This window comes from Acidovorax sp. 22279 (assembly GCF_052045435.1).
Lineage (GTDB): Bacteria > Pseudomonadota > Gammaproteobacteria > Burkholderiales > Burkholderiaceae_C > Acidovorax > Acidovorax delafieldii.
Window position 1 is genome coordinate 112,035 of the sequence record NZ_JBQEOV010000014.1, and the last position, 18,680, is coordinate 130,714.

The following is an 18,680-nucleotide window of genomic DNA, read 5'->3' on the forward strand; positions in this document are numbered from 1 at the left end:
GCAGGGTGCGCAATTAGCGCAGTGCCATCCAGCCCTCCACCTCTCCCACCAAATGTGCCCGGAACACCTCGGCGATCGGTGACAGCTGCTTGCCCTTGGGCCAGACCAGGTGCCACTGCGACTGGATGGGAAAGCCCTGCACGTTGAGCACGGCAAGCCCCTCGTGGTGCGGGCCCAGGGCGTGGTGGGAGACGATGGAGACGCCCAGCTGGCCCTCCACCGACTCCTTGATGGCTTCATTGCTGCCCAGCTCCAGCAATGCGCTGGGCGCAAAACCCAGTTGGCGCAGGTGGGCGTCGGTGGCCATGCGGGTGCCGGAGCCTTTTTCGCGCAGGATGAAACGCTCCGTCTGCAATTGCGCGAGCTTGATGCGCTTTTTGGCGGCCAGGGAGTGGCCTGCGGGGGCGATGACAACCAGCGGGTTGGGCATGAGGATCTGGTCCTCCAGCGGCAAATCCGCGGGCGGCATGGACATGACGTAGAGGTCGTCCAGATTGCTGCGCAGGCGGGTGATGACGTGGTCGCGGTTGAGTACCTCCAGCGAGATATCGATCTGCGGGTGCAGCTTGCAGAAGCTGCCCAGCAGGCGGGGCACAAAGTACTTGGCGGTGCTGACCACGGCGACCTTGAGGCGCCCGCTGGTGAGGCCCTTGGCGCCCGACACGCGCTGCTCGAACGCATCCCACTCGCCCGCAATGGCACGCGCAGTGCGGGCCAGGGCCTGTCCCGCCTCGGTCAGGTGTACACGGCGGGAGACCACCTCGTACAGCGGCAGGCCCACGGCCTGGGTCACCTCACGCAACTGCATGGAGGCCGTGGGCTGCGTGACATGCATGACCTTGGCGGCGGCGCTGACGCTGCCCGTCTCGGCCAGCGCCAGGAACAGCCGCAGCTGGCGAAAGGTGATATTCATAGATTTTTATCTATAGATAAACGCGTTCGAATCGATTTTACTTTGCAGCCACACATCCCTAGCATCGACCCCCAACAAGGAGTTGAATGATGCAAAGCTTGCTGGACCCCGCGATTTTGTTTTTTGCCCTGGGAGTGTTTGCGGGCCTGGTCCGATCCAACCTGGAGATGCCGGCGGCGATCTCGAAGTTCTTGTCCATCTACCTGCTGATGGCGCTGGGCCTCAAGGGCGGGTTTGCCTTGGCGGCTTCAGGCCTGACACCCAGTGTGGCCAGCAGTCTGGGGCTGGCGGTGCTGCTGGCCGTGGTGGTGCCGCTGGTGGGCTATGCGCTGCTGCGGCGGGTGCTGTCGGGCTTCAACGCGGCGGCGGTCGCAGCCACCTACGGATCGGTCAGCGCCGTGACCTTTGTGACGGCCACGCAGTACCTGGAGTCACAGCACATTGCCTACGGCGGCTACATGGCGGCAGCCATGGCGCTGATGGAGTCGCCCGCCATCATCCTGGCGGTGATGCTGGCCAATGCGATGCGGCAGCGGCAGTCGGTGGCTCAGTCGTTGGCAATCACCCCCACAAGCCCCCTCCTGCGCGTGCCACCGGTGGTCGCCATGGCGTCGGCAGGGGGCCCCGCGCTGGGTGGCGCAAGCGCAGGGGGCGCACCTGGCAAGCCGGGGCCTCACCTGTCGGTGGGCAAGATCCTGCACGAATCATTCACCGACGGCACCCAGTTGCTGCTGCTGGGCGCCATGGTGATCGGCATGGTGACTGGCGATGCCGGCAAGGCGGCCATGCAGCCGTTCTCGGGCGATCTGTTCAAGGGCATGCTGTGCCTGTTCTTGCTGGACATGGGCCTGTCCACGGCTCGCAACCTGCCTGCGGTGCGCAAGCAGTCGCCATGGCTGCTGGCTTACGCGGTGCTGGGGCCGCTGACGCACGCCAGCCTGGCCCTGGCGCTGGCCTGGCTGCTGCAGGTGCCCACGGGGGATGCCGTGCTGCTTATGGTGCTGGCCGCCAGCGCGTCCTACATCGCGGTGCCTGCCGTGGTGCGCTATGCCATCCCCGAAGCCGACCCGTCGCTGTACGTGAGCCTCTCGCTGGGGGTGACGTTTCCGCTGAACATCCTGGTGGGTATTCCGCTGTACACCCAGATAGTGCAGCGGGTGTGGGGGGGCTGACGAGGCAACGCATTGCGGCCTGCGGCGCGCAGTGCAAAGTGCACGGAGACGGGCACGGGATCTAGAAAAGGCTCCCCTGCCCTTTCAGCAGCCCCGGCCTGAACTGCCCCAGGTCCAGCCCCTCGCGCTCCCGGTTGAGCCCCAGGCGGCGGCAGGTGTTGGCAAACCGCTGGCGCAGCAGGTCGGCCCAGAGCCCGCTGCCCTTCATGCGGGTAGCAAAGTCGCTGTCATAGGTCTTGCCAGCCGCGCGCTGGGCCCCGGTCAGGGGGTGCAGGTCTTGCACCCTGGCCATGACGCGCGCTGCGCGCTGCGGGTAGTGCACGGCGAGCCATTCGCGAAACAACGCATCCAGCTCCCACGGTAGCCGCAGCACCGTGTAGAACGCGGTGCGCGCACCGGCGTCGCGTGCGGCCTCCAGTACCTGCTCCATGTCTTCGGTGATGAACGGGATCTGGGGCGCCACGCTCACGCCCACCGGCACACCCGCCTCGGCCAATGCACGGATGGTGCGCAGGCGCCGGTGGGGCGCGGCGGCGCGGGGTTCCATGCGGCGAGCCAGCGCAGCGTCGAGTGTGGTGATGGTGATGTACACCGCCGCCAAGCGCTGCGCTGCCAGCGGGGCGAGCAGGTCCAGGTCGCGCTCCACGCCGCTGGATTTGGTGATCAGCGAAAACGGGTGGCGCGCCTCGCGCATCACTTCGATCACGCTGCGCGTGAGCTTCAGGTCGCGCTCCACGGGCTGGTAGCAGTCGGTGGCGGAGCCGATGTTGAGCAAACGCGGCACGTAACGCGGCTGTGCAAGCTCTTGACGCAACACCTGCGCCACGTTGTGCTTGGCCACGATCTGCGTCTCAAAGTCGAGCCCGGGCGAAAAATTAAGGTAGCTGTGCGTGGGCCGGGCGTAGCAGTAGATGCAGCCGTGCTCGCAGCCCCGGTAGGGGTTCACCGAGAGTTCAAAAAAGATGTCTGGCGAGTCGTTAGCGCAGATGGCGCTGCGTGCCGTTTCGAAATGCACGCGGGTGGCGGGTGAGGGGCTGGCGCAGGCGCCCTCGTCGCCCCCGCCCCATGCATCACCCTCTTCAGCCCCCCCGCCGTTCGGGTTGCCACCCTGAGCCGTACCCGTGCCACCCTGCTCCACGCCCTCGGCCCTGCCAAGGGCGCGCGGATGGTTCCACCCATCATCCGCACGTTCGCGCTGGTCTTTGGCAAAGCGGTGGGCCATGGCCGTGGCGGCACCGCGCCCGCGGATGGCCTGCAGCGGAATCCGGATGTCCTGCGGCTGTGCAGGCAGGTCGTCGTCGGGAGGGTCAAGTGAACTCATGGCCATCGAGTGGTGGAGCAGCATGCACAATAAAACTGATTATTTATACAGTATTTATCCACCACCTACAAACCTACCCCTCTGGCAAAGCCCCAATTCGGTGCAAAGCCTTGCACCAACTCCTGGCGCACTTCTTGCTTCAACTTGGTGCAAATCTGTGGCGTCGGATGAAAACGCACCAGAGTCGATCAATCACTATCGCGAGGACGTTATGGAAGCACTCAAACAGGGCACAGATGCCTTGTTCATCTTGCTCGGGGCGATCATGGTGTTGGCCATGCACGCCGGGTTTGCGTTTCTGGAGCTGGGCACAGTCCGCAAAAAGAACCAGGTGAATGCACTGGTCAAGATCCTGGTGGACTTTTCGGTGTCCACGGTGGTCTATTTTGTGGTCGGCTACACCGTGGCCTACGGCACGCATTTCTTCATCGGTGCCGAATCGCTGGTGCAGCAAAGCGGCTATGCGCTGGTCAAGTTCTTCTTCTTGCTCACGTTTGCGGCCGCCATTCCAGCCATCGTGTCGGGCGGCATCGCGGAGCGCGCCAAGTTTTGGCCACAACTGCTGGCAACAGCAGTCATCGTGGGCTTTGTGTATCCGTTTTTTGAGGGTATTGCCTGGAACCAGCATTTTGGTGTGCAGGGCTGGATCAAGGCGCTGACGGGCGAAGAGTTCCACGACTTTGCGGGCTCGGTGGTGGTGCACGCCATGGGCGGCTGGATTGCGTTGCCGGCGGTGATCCTGCTGGGCTCTCGCGCCAACCGCTACCGCAAGGATGGCGCGATCTCGGCCCACCCGCCGTCCAACATCCCTTTCCTGGCGCTGGGCGCCTGGGTGCTGGTGGTGGGCTGGTTCGGCTTCAATGTGATGAGCGCGCAGACCGTGGACAAGCTTTCGGGCCTCGTCGCTGTGAACTCGCTGATGGCCATGGTGGGCGGCACGCTGGCCGCCCTGGTGCTGGGCAAGAACGACCCCGGCTTTGTGCACAACGGCCCGCTGGCGGGTCTGGTGGCCGTGTGTGCGGGCTCGGACCTCATGCACCCGCTGGGTGCGCTGGTGGTCGGCGCGGTGGCCGGGGCCATTTTTGTGCTGATGTTCACCCTGACGCAAAACAAATGGAAGATCGACGACGTGCTGGGCGTATGGCCGCTGCACGGGCTGTGCGGCACCTGGGGCGGACTGGCTGCGGGTATCTTTGGCAGCAAGGCGTTGGGCGGGCTGGGCGGGGTCAGCCTGTCGGCCCAGCTCATCGGCACCGGCCTGGGCGTGCTCTGGGCCCTCGTTGGCGGCGTGGTGGTGTACGGCATCCTCAAGCAGACGGTGGGTATCCGCCTGACACAGGAAGAAGAGTTTGACGGCGCCGACCTGAGCATCCACAAGATCAGCGCCACGCCCGACCGCGAAGTGAGCTGGTAACCAGCCCAACCGGCGGCGGCCCGGGCCAGGCTTCGCGCCTGCTACAGGGCCCAGCCGTCGCCTTGGCGCCCCGTCTGACATCGCCTGGGCCGGCGCACGGCTATACCTGAGCCCTGCGCCCCAGCGGCTCCACGGTCACAATCGCGCCATGTTGTCTTTGCCCTCCTTGTCCTTGACCCTGCCCCTGCGGGCCCGCCCCGGCTGGCTGGGCATGGCGCTGGTGGTGGTTGCCATGGCCCTTGCCGGTTGTGCGGGCCTGCCCAAGGATGTGGACCGCCCGGTGTCGGCAGCCTGGTCGGCCCCTGGCGATACCCCCCTGGGCCAGTTGGTAGCAGCACGCAGGGTCACCGAAGGGGCGCGGCACGCTTCGGGGTTTGCGCTGCTCAGCGGCCCGCAAGCCGCCTACAGCAGCCGCCTGGCACTGGTGGACGCCGCACAGAAAACCCTGGACCTGCAGTACTACGCGATCCACGCAGACGCCAGCAGCGAACGCCTGCTGCTCAGCGTGATGGCAGCAGCCCAGCGCGGCGTGCGGGTACGCGTGCTGCTGGACGACTTCCACAGCACCGGGCGTGATGCGCAGGTGATGCGGCTGGCGTTTGTGCCCAACATCGAAATGCGCATGTTCAACCCCCTCACGGGCGCAAGGGGGTCTCCCATTGGTCGCATGCTGGGCCTGCTGGGCGACTTCTCGCGCGTGCAGCAGCGCATGCACAACAAGCTGTTCATTGCCGACAACGCCATGGCTGTGACCGGGGGCCGCAACCTGGGTGATGCCTATTTCGGCAATGCCGACTCGGGCAACTTTGTGGACCTGGACGTGCTGGCTGCAGGCCCCATCGTGCGGGACCTGTCGCGCAGCTTTGACAGCTACTGGAACAACGAGCGCGCCTACCCGGTGCAGTCGCTCATCACGCAGGGCGAGCTTGACCACCTGCGCGACAGCATCCGTGTGGCCGACGAAGGGCGCAGACGCCGTGTCGCAGGCCAGGGTGGCACCAACGCCCCAGACCGTCTGCCGCCCGATATGGGGCCAGGCAGCACCGCTGCGCAGCGCGCACGCATCTGGAACTACGAGCCCATGGACCTGGAGCGCACCCCCTTCGTCTGGGCTGCGGCGGCCGTGCTGGTGGACCAGCCTGCCAAGATCCCGGCCGACAGCGCAGGGATGGGCAATGGGGCTGCTCTGGCCTTGGCAGCACCGCCGCCGGGCCCAGGCGCCAGCGCCGCCGCAGGGGCGACCCACAGCCCCAAGGCCGCTGCTGCCGCCTTGGTCTCGGGGTCCCGCACGATACCGGCGGCCGACAGCGCAGCAGCCTCACCACCCCGCACGCTGCCGGCGGCCGATAGCGCCACCGCATCTTCCAACGGCGCGCCACCCGACAGCCCCCGCGCAAGCCCCGAAGCCACCGAGGCCCAAACCGACACCGTGGTGGACGGGCTGTTGCAGCTCATGGGCCAAGCGCGGCGCGACCTGCTCATCATCTCGCCCTACTTTGTGCCGGGGCCGGACATGGAGGCCGCCTTTGCGGCGGCAAGGGCGCGCGGCGTGCGGGTGCGGGTGCTGACCAATTCGCTGGCCTCCAACGATGCGCCCATTGCGCATGCCGGCTATGCCCGCCACCGGCCGCAGCTGCTTGCAATGGGGGTGGAGCTGTACGAGATGCACAGCGAACTGCCAGGGGTGCTGCGGGGAGCGCTGGGCGTATCGGGCAGCATGGGCGGCGGCGCGGGTGCCGTGGGTTCGCAAGGCAGCTCGCGCGCCATGCTGCACTCCAAGCTGATGATCGTGGACGGCCGACTGCTGGCGGTGGGGTCGATGAACCTGGACATGCGCTCGCAGCGGCAGAACACCGAGGTGGCGCTGCTGATCCGCAGCACGGAGCTGTCTCGCCGCGCCCTCACTCAGATCGACACGGCGCTGAAAGAATCCGCGTGGCAGGTGCAGGCCACCGACCAGGGCCTGCGCTGGCGCGCCCCCGAGGGCAGCGGGCTGCCAGACGCCACGACCGAGCCAGACGCCAGTGCCCCGCTGCGGCTGATGCTGCAGCTGCTGGGCCCCCTGGCGCCCGACCACCTGCTGTAGCAGCGGCCTGAGAACCTGTCCTAAGCGCCGTGGGCGCTCTGGGCTTGCGCCTGCAAGTCCGCCACCCACACGGTGATCGCCCGCTGGTCCGTCATGGTGCGCACATGCTGGTACGCCACCTCGGCCTCGGCAAACCGGCGGCGCAACAGGTTAAGCCATTGCTTCAGGCGCCCCGCGCGCTGGCGCGGCTCCAGGTCGTCGCACACCAGCTGCCAGAAGGCGGCCAGGTGTGGCACCAGATCGGCCCACACCACGGTGTCCGTGTCCGGCCGCCCAGCATCGGCAGCGCGAATGGCACGTGCAAGACCGGGGTCCGCCACGATGCCTCGGCCCAGCATCAGCGCGTCGCAGCCCGACACTTCACGGCAGCGCTGCGCGTCGGCCACCGTCCAGATCTCGCCATTGGCCACCACCGGGATGGAGACCGCCGCGCGGATGGTGGGGATGTGCTCCCAGTAGGCCGGTGGGCGGTAGCCGTCGGCCTTGGTGCGCGCGTGCACCACCAGCTCGGCAGCGCCCCCTGCCTGCATGGCCTGGGCACATTCACGCATCAGGTGGGTGTCGTTGAACCCCAGGCGCATCTTGGCCGACACCGGCAGGTGCGCCGGCACGGCGCGGCGTACCGCAGCCACTACGGCCGCAATGCGCTCAGGCTCCTGCAGCAGTGCTGCGCCACCGCCGTGGCGGTTGACCACCTTGGCGGGGCAGCCGAAGTTCAGGTCGATCCCCTCGGGGCCCAGCGCCGCCAGGCGCGCCGCGTTCTCGGCCATGCTGACCGGGTCGGAGCCCAGCAACTGGGCCCGCACGGGCACCCCGGCCAAGGTACGGCTGCCGTTGCGCAGCTCGGGCACGTAGCGCAGGAACACCTTGTCGGGCAGCAGGGTGCCGGTGATGCGGATGAACTCCGACACGCAACGGTCCACGCCGCCCACGCGGGTCAGCACATCGCGCAGCACAAAATCCAGAAGCCCCTCCATCGGGGCGAGCAGCAAGGTCATGTCACGGGCTCTGCTGGCTCGATGAGCCCTCTCCGAAAAAAGAGCATCCACAGGCACTCAGCAGCAAAATTCAAACAAAAATAGCACCAAGCGCTAGTGCAATATGCCCAAGCAGCTATCAAATAAGGAGCAATTGCGCAGGCATTCGGCGCTTGAGGCAGCGCCAGCCAGCCCACGATTGTGATGCAGGACATCCCAAGGGGTCATCACGGCGTCACGCCCGGCTGGTGGAATCCTCGCTCCAGAGACCGACCGCCACGGAGACACCCCATGCTGCTGCAAAAAACCGACAAAGCCCGCCTGGAACTCTCGCCTGGTGTGCGCACCCTGAGCCTGCGCGAACGCTCCCTGCTCCTGCTGGCCGACGGCAAACCGCTGTCAGACCTGCAAGCCATGTACAACGGCATTGGCGCGCAGATTGTCGAGAACCTGATGCGCCAGGGCTACCTGACCGGTCCGGCAGACCTGCCACCCACGCCGGAGCCCACCGCACCCTCCATCGAGCGCCCGGCACCGGGTGAGTCCCTGCGGTCGCTGGCCGGTGCGCGCATGTACCTGTTTGACACCTGCGAGCGCCTGTTTGCGCGCCGCGACCCCGTGCTGGCACAGCATTTCCGCGAGGCGCTGCGCGCCGCCAAGGACCGCACCAGCATGCTGGACGTGGGCGAAGCCATGTTTGAAGAAGTGGCACTCGCTGCAGGCGCCGAGCGTGCCGCCAGCCTGCGTGAGCGGCTGGACCAGTTGCTGCCAGCCAGCCCGGTGGCTGAAAACTTTGCCACTACGCAGCCTGCGCTGCTTGATTGAGCCGGTCTTGAGCCGGTCTGTGCGGGTTCAGGCCGCAGCAAGCCGCCACAGAGACGTGACCTCGGCCGCACGCGCAGCGTGCAGCGCATCCTGCGCGTCGGCGGCCTTGGCATGCACCGGCTTGACGTCGTGGCGGCCACGCACCACCAGGCCCGCCTCGGCAATCCAGGCCAGCAGATGTTCGCGCGGGCGCAGGCCCAGGTGTTCGGCCAGGTCCGACAGGATCAGCCAGCCCTCGCCGCCGGGCTCCAGGTGTGCCGACAAACCCGCCAGAAAGCTCTTGAGCATGCGGCTGCCTTCGTCGTACACGGCGTGTTCGATGGGCGAGTTGGCGCGCGCCGGCACCCAGGGGGGGTTGCACACCACCAGCGGCGCCCGGCCCGGTGGAAACAGGTCCGCTTGCTGCAACTCGACACGGTCGAGCAGCTGCAGGCGCTGCAGGTTCTCGCGCGCACAGGCCAGTGCCCGGGGATCCTGGTCGGTGGCCACCACGCGCTGCACGCCACGGCGTGCCAGCACGGCCGACAACACCCCCGTGCCCACGCCAATATCAAACGCCAGGGCCTTGCTGGGCAAAGGTGCTGCTGCCACCAGCCCCACGTATTCGCCACGCACCGGCGAGAACACACCATAGTGCGGGTGAATGCGGTTGAGCGGCGGAGCACCCAGCGCAGGGATTTCGACCCCTTTCTTGCGCCACTCATGCGCGCCCACCAGCCCCAGCAGCTCGCGCAGCGTGGCCACCGAGCGCTCGCCGGTCGCAGGCCCCCAGGCCTCTGTGCAGGCCTGGCGCCAGTCGGGCGCGCGACGCAGCGCAATGCTGTAGTCCCCCTCCAGCGGAATCAGCACCGATGCCAGCACCCGCGCGCGCTGCGCTTGTGCCTGGCGGTGCAGGTGAAACGCTTCGGCCGCCGTGGCCGCCGCCAGTTTCTGGGACGCTTTTGCAGCCGCCTTGCGGGGCTTCTTGTCGGCCCGGCGCATCAGCGCTTGCAGCAGGTGCCGCGCGTTCTGGAAATCACCCTGCCACAGCAACCCCGTCCCCTCACAGGCCATGCGGTAAGCCGTGTCGGCGGCCAGCGTGTCGTCAGCCCCCTCTACCCGGCGCGGCGCGGAGGCGCCACTCTCGGAGCGCCACAGGGCTTGCTGGGGCTGGCCCTGGTGGGTCCAGTGGATGGTGGAAGGATTTGTTGGCATCAGAGTCTGACAGTGCCGCGCACAGTCCGTAGTATGGGAAACAGGCGCGCGGCAGGCCGGGGATGCCGAGCAAGGGCCGCCCTGCAGCGAAGGCATCGTCCCCCTGTCCGCGCAGCGCAGCGAAGCCAGAGCGGAGGGAACGAGCGCAGCGACGCAGGGGGGTGTCGTCGCACTTTAAGCGTTGATCGGGCGCTTCAGGCGCACTTCTTCGATCTTCACGCCGCCGATCACGGCGGTCTTGGCGGTGGACAGCTCGCGCTTGAAGCCGGCCAGCTCATGAAAGCGCAGGGCGCGCTCATTGCGCAGCGGCACCCAGGCGGTGACGTTGGTGCAGCCTTCTTCTTGCAGGCCGTCACGGGCGGCGTCCCACAGGGCTAGGCCTACGCCCTGGTTCCAATGGGTGGGGGCCGCGTAGATGGCCCAGATTTCACCAGTGGTGGGGCGGGACTTTTCATCGCGCGAGCGGTCGTAGCCGACAAAGCCGACGATCTTCTCGCCATCGACCGCCACCTGGACCTGGGGCTCGCAATATTCAATGGCCTCGCGCCAGTAGGCCTGGCGCTTTTCGACCGACATGGATTTCAACTGCTCGTCTGGCACCAGTCCTTTGTAAGCCTCTTGGGCAGAGACAGTGTGGATCTGGGCGATGGCTTTGGCATCGCGAAGCGTAGCGGGACGAACCTGGATACTTGACATGAAAAAACCGAACGAAAACGGGGAATGAAAAAACAAAAGGACCGGCATTGTCGCCGCAAACGGTTTTTCCACCCTGACAGGCGGGTAGCGCAGCCCTGTCGGTCACGCCTCCCTGCCTCGCTTTTCGCCCCACACGCCCCGCATGCGCAGGGGCCCGCAGCCGACCCTCAGGCCATGACCATGGCGCCCGACAAGGCGCTGCCCGCAGCCGCAGTGGCCGCTGCCGCTGCGCGCTGCACCATCGCGCGCTTGTTGCGGGGGCGGGGCACATGCACTGCCGGTGGGGCGCCGTTGATGGCCGCGAGGCTGAGCACCAGGGTGACGGTGCGCGAACCGCCATCGCGGTCTTCGCTGGCATACGCGCGGTAGCTGCCGTTGCCCTGGCCATGGCTGCGCTGCACCGTATGGAACGCCACCCGTGCCCCCGTCACCCGGTGGCCGCCAAAGGGCAGCACCCGCAGGCGCGCGTCGCGGTCCAGCGCCAGGCCCAGGTTGCCCGGCCGGTTGATCAGGTCGGTGCGGATGCCACGCCAGGTCTGCCCAGCGTCGGCAGAGAACTGCCAGGTGCCAGCCTGGGCGTCCAGGTGCTCGATCACCACGCCGGCTGCCGCCAGCATGTCAGGGCAGTGCTCCTGCACGATGAGCGCCACGCTGTTGCCCCCCAGGCCCGTGCCCGAATGGGCTGCGCCGGGGCTGGCCGCGGGTCGTCGTTCGCTGTGGTGCAGGCCTGCTTCGGAGGTGCTGGCGCCATGGGTGTGTGCATTGATCGTCATGGGAACCCTTTGAAAACGGAGTGTGGTTACGAAGGTTTGCGCATTGGTGCGCACCCAAAGTGCTTTTCAATGCTTGACGGAAAGTCTAGAAAGTGCACATCCGTGCGTCCATCGCACAAATGGACTAGCCCGCAACACCCGGTTGTGCGCAATACTTGCCTGTATGACTGCCCGTCTTTTGCTTGTGGATGACCACACCCTGTTCCGCACGGGGCTACGCCTGATCGTGCAGGACCACCCCAGCGTGGGCAGCATTGCCGAGGCCGGATCGATCGCCGATGCCTGCGCACTGCAGCAGGCGGAGATCGACCTGGTCCTGCTGGACATCCAGTTGCCCGGCATGAGCGGGCTGGACGGCCTGCGACTGTTGCGACAGGCGTGCCCCCGGGCGCGCATCGTTCTGGTGTCGGCCAGCGTGGCACCCGATGCCATCCACGAAGCGCGCGCGCGCGGGGCCGATGGCTTTTTACCCAAGTCCGCCAGCGCCGAGGACATCCTGGAGGCCATCAGCTGCGCGCTGTCAGGCCAGCCGTGTTTTCCGATCAACAGCGGCAACAGCGCCACGGTGCGGGGGCCCGACACGCCATCCCTCACGGCACGGCAGCTGGATGTGCTGTCGCTGCTGTGCACGGGCAGGCCGAACAAGGTGATCGCCCGCGACCTGGGGCTGAGCGAGAACACGGTGCGTGTGCATGTGGCGGCCATCTTTGCGCAGCTGGGCGTCAACAGCCGCAGCGCTGCGCTGCTGGCAGCCCAGCGCCTGGGCCTGTCCACCCCGCAGCTTCATGACCCCCTCTGAAACCAGTCCGCTGCCCCTTGAACCGGTGATACCACCCACGCGCTGGGGCTGGCCGGTGTGGGAGCGCGACGAGGTCCTGCGCGAACAGGTGGCCCTGCTGCGACAGAACTTTCCGATGACGCTGCTGGCATCGCTGGCCACGGCCCTGGGCACGCTCTGGGTTATGGCCCGCGTGGCAGACACGCAGGCCATTACGGTATGGCTGGTCTCGCACACGCTGGTGGTGGCCGGGGTGTACCTCGCGCTGCGCAGCATTGCACCGTTTGTGGATCCTGCGCCGCAGGCCGCGCGCAAGCTCATCGCCTGCATGGCGGCCATGGGCCTGAGCTGGGGCAGCCTGGGCTATGTGGTGCTGTACTGGGGCAACTCCGACAGCGTCATCTACGCCATCGGCATCATCAGCACCGTGTCGTCGGGAGCGCTCGGGCTTGGCGCGCCGCTGTACCGGGCCTACGTCACCTACCTCACCAGCGCCATCGGCGGCGTGATGCTGTCAGTGGCGCTGGCGGGTGGGCCCGTGATGTGGCCTGCGCTGTTCCTGACCGGGGTGTATTACGCGCTGACTTGCCTGCAGGCACGCACGGCCGACCGTGCCACAAGGCGCAGCATTGCACTCAAGCTGGAAAACGAACGCCTGGTCAGCCAGCTGCGGGCCGAATCGCAGCGGGCCCTGGCGGCGCAAGAAGCCGCCGAGCAGGCCGACCGGGACAAATCTCGCTTTCTGGCGGCTGCCAGCCATGACCTGCGCCAGCCCTTGCATGCCATGGGTCTGTTTCTGGAATCGCTGCACCGCAGCCCGCTCAATGACCACCAGCGCACCGTACTGAAACATGCGCATGCCGCATCAGGCGCTGCGGCCGAGATGCTCACCACCCTGCTCGACTACTCCCGGCTGGAGGCCGGCGTGGTCAAGGTGCGGCCAGCCGCGTTTGCGGTGCAGCCCCTACTCACTGCGCTGGAGCAGGAGTTTGGCGTGCAGGCCGACACGGCCGGCCTGGTGTACCGCACCCGCGAGACCTCTGCCGCCGCGTTTGCCGACCGCTCCCTGGTCGGCCTGGTGATGCACAACTTCATCTCCAACGCCCTGCGCTACACCGCCCAGGGCGGTGTACTGATTGCCTGCCGCACGCGCGGAAAACGGCTGGCGCTGGAGGTGTGGGACACCGGGGCGGGTATCCCCGGGCACCAGTGGGAACACATCTTCAAGGAGTTCCACCAGCTCGGTAACCCGGAGCGTGACCGCCGCAAAGGCCTGGGCCTGGGCCTGGCCATCGTGCAGCGCCTGGCGCGTGAAATGCGGACCTCCGTGGAGTTGCGCTCGCAGCCTGGCAAGGGGTCTGTCTTCAGGCTGTGGCTTGACCGCTGGCAGGGAGCACTGGAGGACGATGCCACCACACCCCAGGACGGCCGCAGCCTGGTAGGCCTGAAGGTGCTGGCCATCGACGATGACGAGGCCGTGCGCCTGGGCATGCAGTCATTGCTGCAAAGCTGGGGCTGCCAGTGCATGACGGCAGAATCCAGCGCAGACGCCCTGGAAGTCCTGGAGGACGTGACGCCCGACATCATCATCACCGACTTCCGTCTGCGCCATGAAGAAACCGGCAAACAGGTACTGCAGGCGCTGCGAGCCTACCTGGGTACCAACGTGCCCGCGATCATCATGACGGGTGACACCTCGCCCCAGCGCCTGCGCGACGCGCAGTCCACCTCCGCGTTGCTACTGCACAAGCCGGTGTCCACCGGCCAGCTGCGCGATGCGATGGTGCAGCTCATCACCCAACCGCCGCTGCCTGCTGCCATGGTGGACGACGAACCGGAAGACGGTCAGACAGCACCCGGGCAACTCACACAAAGCACTACAACCAGCGGCGCAGCAGCCCCATGACCTGGTCGAACTTGGCCCCATAGGGCGGATAGAACAGCGAGCCCATGGCCCAGCGCGACTGCACCAGCACCGACTTCTGGTGACAGAAGCGCAGGAACCCCTGCTCACCGTGGTAGGCGCCCCAGCCACTGTCCCCCACACCGCCAAACGGCAGGTTGTCGTGCGCAATGTGCATCAGCGTGTCGTTCACCGTCACCCCGCCGCTGACGGTGCGGCGCAACACGTCGTCGCGCACGGCCTCGCTCTGGCCAAACCAATAAAGCGCCAACGGGCGGGGCCCGCTGTTGATGTGGGCAATGGCATCGTCCAGCCGCTCGTACAAGATCACGGGCAGGATGGGACCAAAAATTTCCTCCTGCATGAGCTGCATTTTCGAGGTGGCACCAAACACCAGCGTGGGCAGCATCTGGCGGCTTGCACCGTCGCCCAGCGTTCCCACGGTGGGCACCATAGGTTTGCCGTCGGTAGGGTCGATCGTGTGCACCTCTGCCCCTTGTGTTTGCGCCTGCTGCAGCATTGTGCGCAAACGGGCATGGTGGCGGGGCGTGATGATGGAGGCGTAGTCGGCGTTGCCCTCGATGGTGGGGAACAGGCGCGCCACTGCGGCCCGGTAAGCCTGCGCAAATTCGCCCTCACGGCCGCGCGGCAGCAGCACGTAGTCGGGGGCAATACAGGTTTGCCCCGCATTGAGCAGTTTGCCGTGCGCAATCTTGACGGCCGCGTCCGCCATGTCGCAATGGCCGTCGATGATGCAGGGCGACTTGCCGCCCAGCTCCAGCGTGGTCGGTGTCAGGTTCTGCGCTGCCGCCTGCGCCACCTTGCGGCCCACCGCCGTGGAGCCTGTGAACACCAGATGATCGAAAGGCAACGAGGCAAACAATGCGGACAGGTTGGCGTCTCCCTGCACTACACAGAATTCGTCGGGGGCAAAGAACTGCGCCACCAGTAGCGCCAATTGGGCCGAGGTATGGGGCGTCAACTCGCTGGGCTTGAGCATCACGCGGTTGCCCGCAGCCAGCGCGGTGATGGCAGGTGCCAGGGCCAGTTGCACCGGGTAATTCCACGGTGCAATCACCCCCACCACCCCCATGGGCTGGCGCTGGATGAAGGCGTGGGCCGGCTGAAGGTGAATCGGCGTATGCACCTTTCGGGGCTTGACCCACTTTGCCAAGTGGCGCAGCGTGTGCGACAGCAAGGTGCGCAGCACCAAGAAGTCTGCCACCTCCGTGAGGCGGGGTGACCGCATGCCAAAGTCGGCCTGCACGGCCGCCGCCAGCACAGGCCCATTCTCATCGAGCAACTTGCGCAAGCGCAGCAAACGCTCTCGCCGCACGAGCAGCGGCACGTCCACGTGCGCACGGCTGGCCTGGAACTGAAGATCGAAATGTGCGCGGATATCGGCTGGTGTCATGGATGGATGATAGGAGACACCCCGATGGGCGCGTCACAAAAAGGCAGACGCCCTAGGGTTGATGCCCGTTGGCTTACGCTCGTGCCACGGGGCTCTCATGAGATGAGGTTGGTGGCAGCCAAAGTGCAGCGGCCGCCACTGCCACATCAACGCACTTCGCGTGCTTCTACGTCAGTGACCTGTGCCGCCCCCGGCAGGATGCCGCCACGGCGCGATGCGGCGGCGTCTTCACTGGCGCCTTCAGGCGCACCATTGCCTCGGCGGCCAGCAGACCACCGCTGCGTAGACCGAAAGACCGTGCTGAAGCCTGTGCGTGGGTCCACACCCATCACCCACGGCGTCACCGGTCGTCCTGTCAGGCGCGCCCAGCCTGCACGCAGCACCCACACCAGCGCAAGCAACATGGCCGCGACCAAAAGGCTGGCAAACAGGACCAACCCCATGGCCATGACGACCAGACGCAACAGAAGGCTCATGACACCCGCAACAAAATCATTCAAACGACACCTCTCCTTCACAACTTGGGATGCAGATTGCGGTGCTGAATCACACCGCAACCGCTTCCCGAGCCCACATCACTCTTGCGGGGCGACTCCGAACTGGAACACACCAGGCTCCAGGACAGGGTTGACGGTGACCGGAATCACACTCTTGGGTGGGAATCGCCCTTCCAGCAACAGCTTGGACAGCGGATTCTCTATGCGCTGCTGAATCGCCCGCTTGAGCGGCCGTGCGCCAAACACCGGATCGAACCCCACCTTGGCCAATTCTGCCAAGGCAGCGTCGGACACCTGCAACTCCAAATCCATCTTCGCCAACCGGGATTGCAACAGCTGCAACTGGATCTTGGCAATCGAGGCAATGTGCTGGGCATCCAGCGCATGGAACACCACGGTCTCATCGATGCGATTCAGGAACTCAGGCCGGAAGTGGTTTTTGAGTTCACCCCAGACGGCTTCCTTGATGTCTTCCGAATCCTGCCCCACCATGGCCTGGATCAGATGCGAGCCGATGTTGCTCGTCATCACGATCACCGTGTTCTTGAAGTCCACGGTGCGGCCCTGGCCGTCGGTCAGGCGGCCGTCGTCCAGCACCTGCAGCAACACGTTGAAGACGTCCGGGTGGGCCTTCTCCACCTCGTCGAGCAGCAGCACGCTGTAGGGCTTGCGGCGCACGGCCTCGGTCAGGTAGCCGCCCTCCTCATAGCCCACGTAGCCGGGCGGCGCACCGATCAGACGGGCCACCGAGTGTTTCTCCATGAACTCGCTCATGTCGACGCGGATCAAGTGGTCTTCGCTGTCAAACAGGAAACCCGCGAGCGCCTTGCACAGCTCGGTCTTGCCCACGCCCGTGGGGCCGAGGAACAGGAACGATCCAGTGGGCCGATTGGGGTCACTCAGCCCCGAGCGCGAACGGCGAATCGCATTGGCCACTGCGGCAATCGCCTCTTGCTGGCCCACCACACGCTCGTGCAACTTGGACTCCATATGCAGGAGCTTGTCTTTTTCGCCCTGCATCATCTTGGCCACGGGAATGCCCGTAGCGCGACTCACCACTTCAGCGATTTCCTCGGCGCCCACCTGCGTGCGCAGCAGGCGGCGCGTGGCGGGCGCGCCGTCCTTGCCAGCCTCTTGCGCTTGGGCTTCCTTCAACTGCTTTTCCAGCTCAGGCAGCTTGCCGTATTGCAGCTCGGCCACCTTGTTGAAGTCGCCTTTGCGAGTGAATTCCTCGATCTGGAACTTGAGCTTGTCGATGGCCTCGCGCACATGAGCGCTACCTTGCGCCTGGGCCTTTTCAGACTGCCAGATCTCGTCGTAGTCGGCGATTTCCTTTTGCAGCTTGGTGATCTCTTCCTCGATGAGCGCAAAGCGCTTTTGCGAGGACTCGTCCTTCTCGCGGCGCACCGCTTCGCGCTCGATCTGCAGCTGAATCAGGCGGCGGTCAAGCTTATCCATAACCTCAGGCTTGGAGTCCATCTCGATCTTGATCTTGGACGCGGCCTCATCGATCAAGTCGATCGCCTTGTCCGGCAGGAAGCGATCCGTGATGTAGCGATTGCTCAGCTCGGCCGCAGCGACGATCGCCGGGTCGGTAATGTCCACGCCGTGGTGGACCTCATATTTTTCCTGCAGGCCGCGGAGGATAGCGATGGTCGCCTCCACGGTGGGCTCGCCGACCAGGATCTTCTGGAAGCGCCGCTCCAGTGCAGCATCCTTTTCGATGTACTTGCGGTATTCGTCGAGTGTGGTGGCCCCCACGCAGTGCAGCTCGCCACGCGCCAGCGCGGGCTTGAGCATGTTGCCCGCGTCCATCGCGCCCTCGCCCTTGCCCGCACCCACCATGGTATGCAGCTCGTCGATAAAGACGATGGTCTGACCTTCGTCCTTGGCCAGTTCGTTGAGCACGCTTTTCAGGCGCTCTTCAAACTCCCCCCGGAACTTGGCACCCGCAAGCAGCGCGGCCATGTCGAGGCTGAGCACGCGCTTGCCCTTGAGGCTCTCGGGTACTTCGCCCGCCACAATGCGCTGGGCCAGGCCTTCTACGATGGCGGTCTTGCCCACGCCGGGTTCGCCGATCAGCACGGGGTTGTTCTTGGTGCGGCGCTGCAGCACCTGGATGGCACGGCGGATTTCGTCGTCGCGGCCAATCACGGGGTCCAGCTTGCCAAGGCGAGCGCGCTCGGTGAGATCCAGGCAGTACTTGGCCAAAGCACCGCGCTGGCCTTCGGCCTCTGCGCTGTCCATCTTCTGCCCGCCGCGCACGGCGTCGATGGCAGCCTCCAGGCTCTTGCGCGTGAGGCCGTTGTCCTTGGCGATTTTTGCTGCGTCTCCCTTGCTGTCGATCACGGCGAGCAAAAACAGCTCGCTGGCGATGAACTGGTCACCCCGCTTGATGGCCTCTTTCTCGGTGGCCTGGAGCACACGCCCTAGCTCAGGGCCGCCTTGTACCTGGTCGTTGCCCTGCACCTGAGGCAGGCGCTTAACCGCCGCCTCGGCCCCCGCCAACAGGCCGGGTACGTTGGCGCCCGCACGCTGCAGCAGCGCCTTCGGGCCATCGTCCTGTTGCAGCATGGCCTGCAGCACATGTACCGGCTCGATGTAGGCGTGATCATTGCCTAGTGCAATGCTCTGTGCATCGCTCAGGGCTTCCTGGAATTTGGTGGTGAATTTGTCGAGACGCATGGTCTATGTCCTCCGAGTTGGACTGAACTTGA

Annotated in this window: 15 protein-coding genes; 6 read left to right on the top strand and 9 right to left on the bottom strand. The window is 65.9% G+C overall.

Annotated features, from left to right (window positions below; all coding sequences use genetic code 11):
* Positions 1 to 13: 13 nt before the first annotated feature.
* On the bottom strand, positions 14 to 913 hold the full coding sequence (locus ACTJKQ_RS18450; RefSeq protein ID WP_108498582.1) for a LysR family transcriptional regulator: 900 nt from the start codon (positions 911 to 913) through the stop codon (positions 14 to 16).
* A gap of 89 nt (positions 914 to 1,002) precedes the next feature.
* Between ACTJKQ_RS18450 and ACTJKQ_RS18455 the strand changes: the two genes are divergently transcribed.
* Positions 1,003 to 2,085 carry a sodium-dependent bicarbonate transport family permease gene (locus ACTJKQ_RS18455; protein ID WP_108498583.1) on the top strand — a complete coding sequence of 361 codons (1,083 nt, stop codon included), beginning with the start codon at positions 1,003 to 1,005 and terminating at the stop codon, positions 2,083 to 2,085.
* A 61-nt stretch (positions 2,086 to 2,146) separates the two neighbouring features.
* Here ACTJKQ_RS18455 and ACTJKQ_RS18460 read toward each other — a convergent pair whose 3' ends face one another.
* Positions 2,147 to 3,406, bottom strand: a complete 1,260-nt coding sequence (locus ACTJKQ_RS18460) for a PA0069 family radical SAM protein (RefSeq protein WP_440597670.1) — start codon at positions 3,404 to 3,406, stop codon at positions 2,147 to 2,149.
* A gap of 211 nt (positions 3,407 to 3,617) precedes the next feature.
* Between ACTJKQ_RS18460 and ACTJKQ_RS18465 the strand changes: the two genes are divergently transcribed.
* Positions 3,618 to 4,820 carry an ammonium transporter gene (locus tag ACTJKQ_RS18465; RefSeq protein WP_056064922.1) on the top strand — a complete coding sequence of 401 codons (1,203 nt, stop codon included), beginning with the start codon at positions 3,618 to 3,620 and terminating at the stop codon, positions 4,818 to 4,820.
* 148 nt (positions 4,821 to 4,968) lie between these two features.
* Complete coding sequence (locus tag ACTJKQ_RS18470; RefSeq protein ID WP_440597671.1) at positions 4,969 to 6,906, top strand: phospholipase D family protein; 1,938 nt, start codon at positions 4,969 to 4,971, stop codon at positions 6,904 to 6,906.
* A gap of 20 nt (positions 6,907 to 6,926) precedes the next feature.
* Here ACTJKQ_RS18470 and ACTJKQ_RS18475 read toward each other — a convergent pair whose 3' ends face one another.
* A complete protein-coding gene (locus tag ACTJKQ_RS18475) occupies positions 6,927 to 7,904 on the bottom strand; it encodes a tRNA dihydrouridine synthase (RefSeq protein ID WP_099730782.1) in 978 nt (325 codons plus the stop codon).
* 270 nt (positions 7,905 to 8,174) lie between these two features.
* On the opposite strand from ACTJKQ_RS18475, the gene ACTJKQ_RS18480 reads away from it, so the two are divergent.
* Complete coding sequence (locus ACTJKQ_RS18480; RefSeq protein WP_056064929.1) at positions 8,175 to 8,708, top strand: hypothetical protein; 534 nt, start codon at positions 8,175 to 8,177, stop codon at positions 8,706 to 8,708.
* Between the two features lie 27 nt (positions 8,709 to 8,735).
* On the opposite strand, the gene ACTJKQ_RS18485 is transcribed toward ACTJKQ_RS18480, so the two are convergent.
* From ACTJKQ_RS18485 to ACTJKQ_RS18495, 3 genes are all read right to left on the bottom strand, one after another.
* Positions 8,736 to 9,902 carry a methyltransferase gene (locus tag ACTJKQ_RS18485; protein ID WP_440597672.1) on the bottom strand — a complete coding sequence of 389 codons (1,167 nt, stop codon included), beginning with the start codon at positions 9,900 to 9,902 and terminating at the stop codon, positions 8,736 to 8,738.
* Positions 9,903 to 10,076: 174 nt separating this feature from the next.
* Entirely contained in the window at positions 10,077 to 10,598 is a 522-nt protein-coding gene (locus tag ACTJKQ_RS18490) for a GNAT family N-acetyltransferase (protein ID WP_056065189.1), read from the bottom strand.
* A 167-nt stretch (positions 10,599 to 10,765) separates the two neighbouring features.
* Positions 10,766 to 11,371 (bottom strand): hypothetical protein, encoded by a 606-nt coding sequence (locus ACTJKQ_RS18495; RefSeq protein ID WP_108498959.1) that lies wholly within the window; start codon positions 11,369 to 11,371, stop codon positions 10,766 to 10,768.
* A gap of 163 nt (positions 11,372 to 11,534) precedes the next feature.
* Between ACTJKQ_RS18495 and ACTJKQ_RS18500 the strand changes: the two genes are divergently transcribed.
* Both ACTJKQ_RS18500 and ACTJKQ_RS18505 read left to right on the top strand, forming a co-directional pair.
* Positions 11,535 to 12,170, top strand: a complete 636-nt coding sequence (locus ACTJKQ_RS18500) for a response regulator (protein ID WP_099730786.1) — start codon at positions 11,535 to 11,537, stop codon at positions 12,168 to 12,170.
* Complete coding sequence (locus ACTJKQ_RS18505) at positions 12,157 to 14,055, top strand: ATP-binding response regulator (RefSeq protein ID WP_440597673.1); 1,899 nt, start codon at positions 12,157 to 12,159, stop codon at positions 14,053 to 14,055. Before ACTJKQ_RS18500 ends, ACTJKQ_RS18505 begins: the two co-directional genes overlap by 14 nt.
* On the opposite strand, the gene ACTJKQ_RS18510 is transcribed toward ACTJKQ_RS18505, so the two are convergent.
* The 3 genes from ACTJKQ_RS18510 to clpB all read right to left on the bottom strand — a co-directional run bounded on the left by ACTJKQ_RS18510 (position 14,027) and on the right by clpB (position 18,648).
* Positions 14,027 to 15,466 (bottom strand): coniferyl aldehyde dehydrogenase, encoded by a 1,440-nt coding sequence (locus ACTJKQ_RS18510; protein WP_440597674.1) that lies wholly within the window; start codon positions 15,464 to 15,466, stop codon positions 14,027 to 14,029. The two genes, ACTJKQ_RS18505 and ACTJKQ_RS18510, sit on opposite strands and share 29 nt — an antisense overlap.
* 146 nt (positions 15,467 to 15,612) lie before the next feature.
* The gene (locus ACTJKQ_RS18515; RefSeq protein WP_440597675.1) at positions 15,613 to 15,966 is read right to left on the bottom strand and encodes a hypothetical protein; all 354 of its coding nucleotides are present in this window, start codon (positions 15,964 to 15,966) and stop codon (positions 15,613 to 15,615) included.
* A 75-nt stretch (positions 15,967 to 16,041) separates the two neighbouring features.
* Positions 16,042 to 18,648 carry an ATP-dependent chaperone ClpB gene (clpB, locus tag ACTJKQ_RS18520; RefSeq protein WP_440597676.1) on the bottom strand — a complete coding sequence of 869 codons (2,607 nt, stop codon included), beginning with the start codon at positions 18,646 to 18,648 and terminating at the stop codon, positions 16,042 to 16,044.
* Positions 18,649 to 18,680 lie beyond the last annotated feature (32 nt).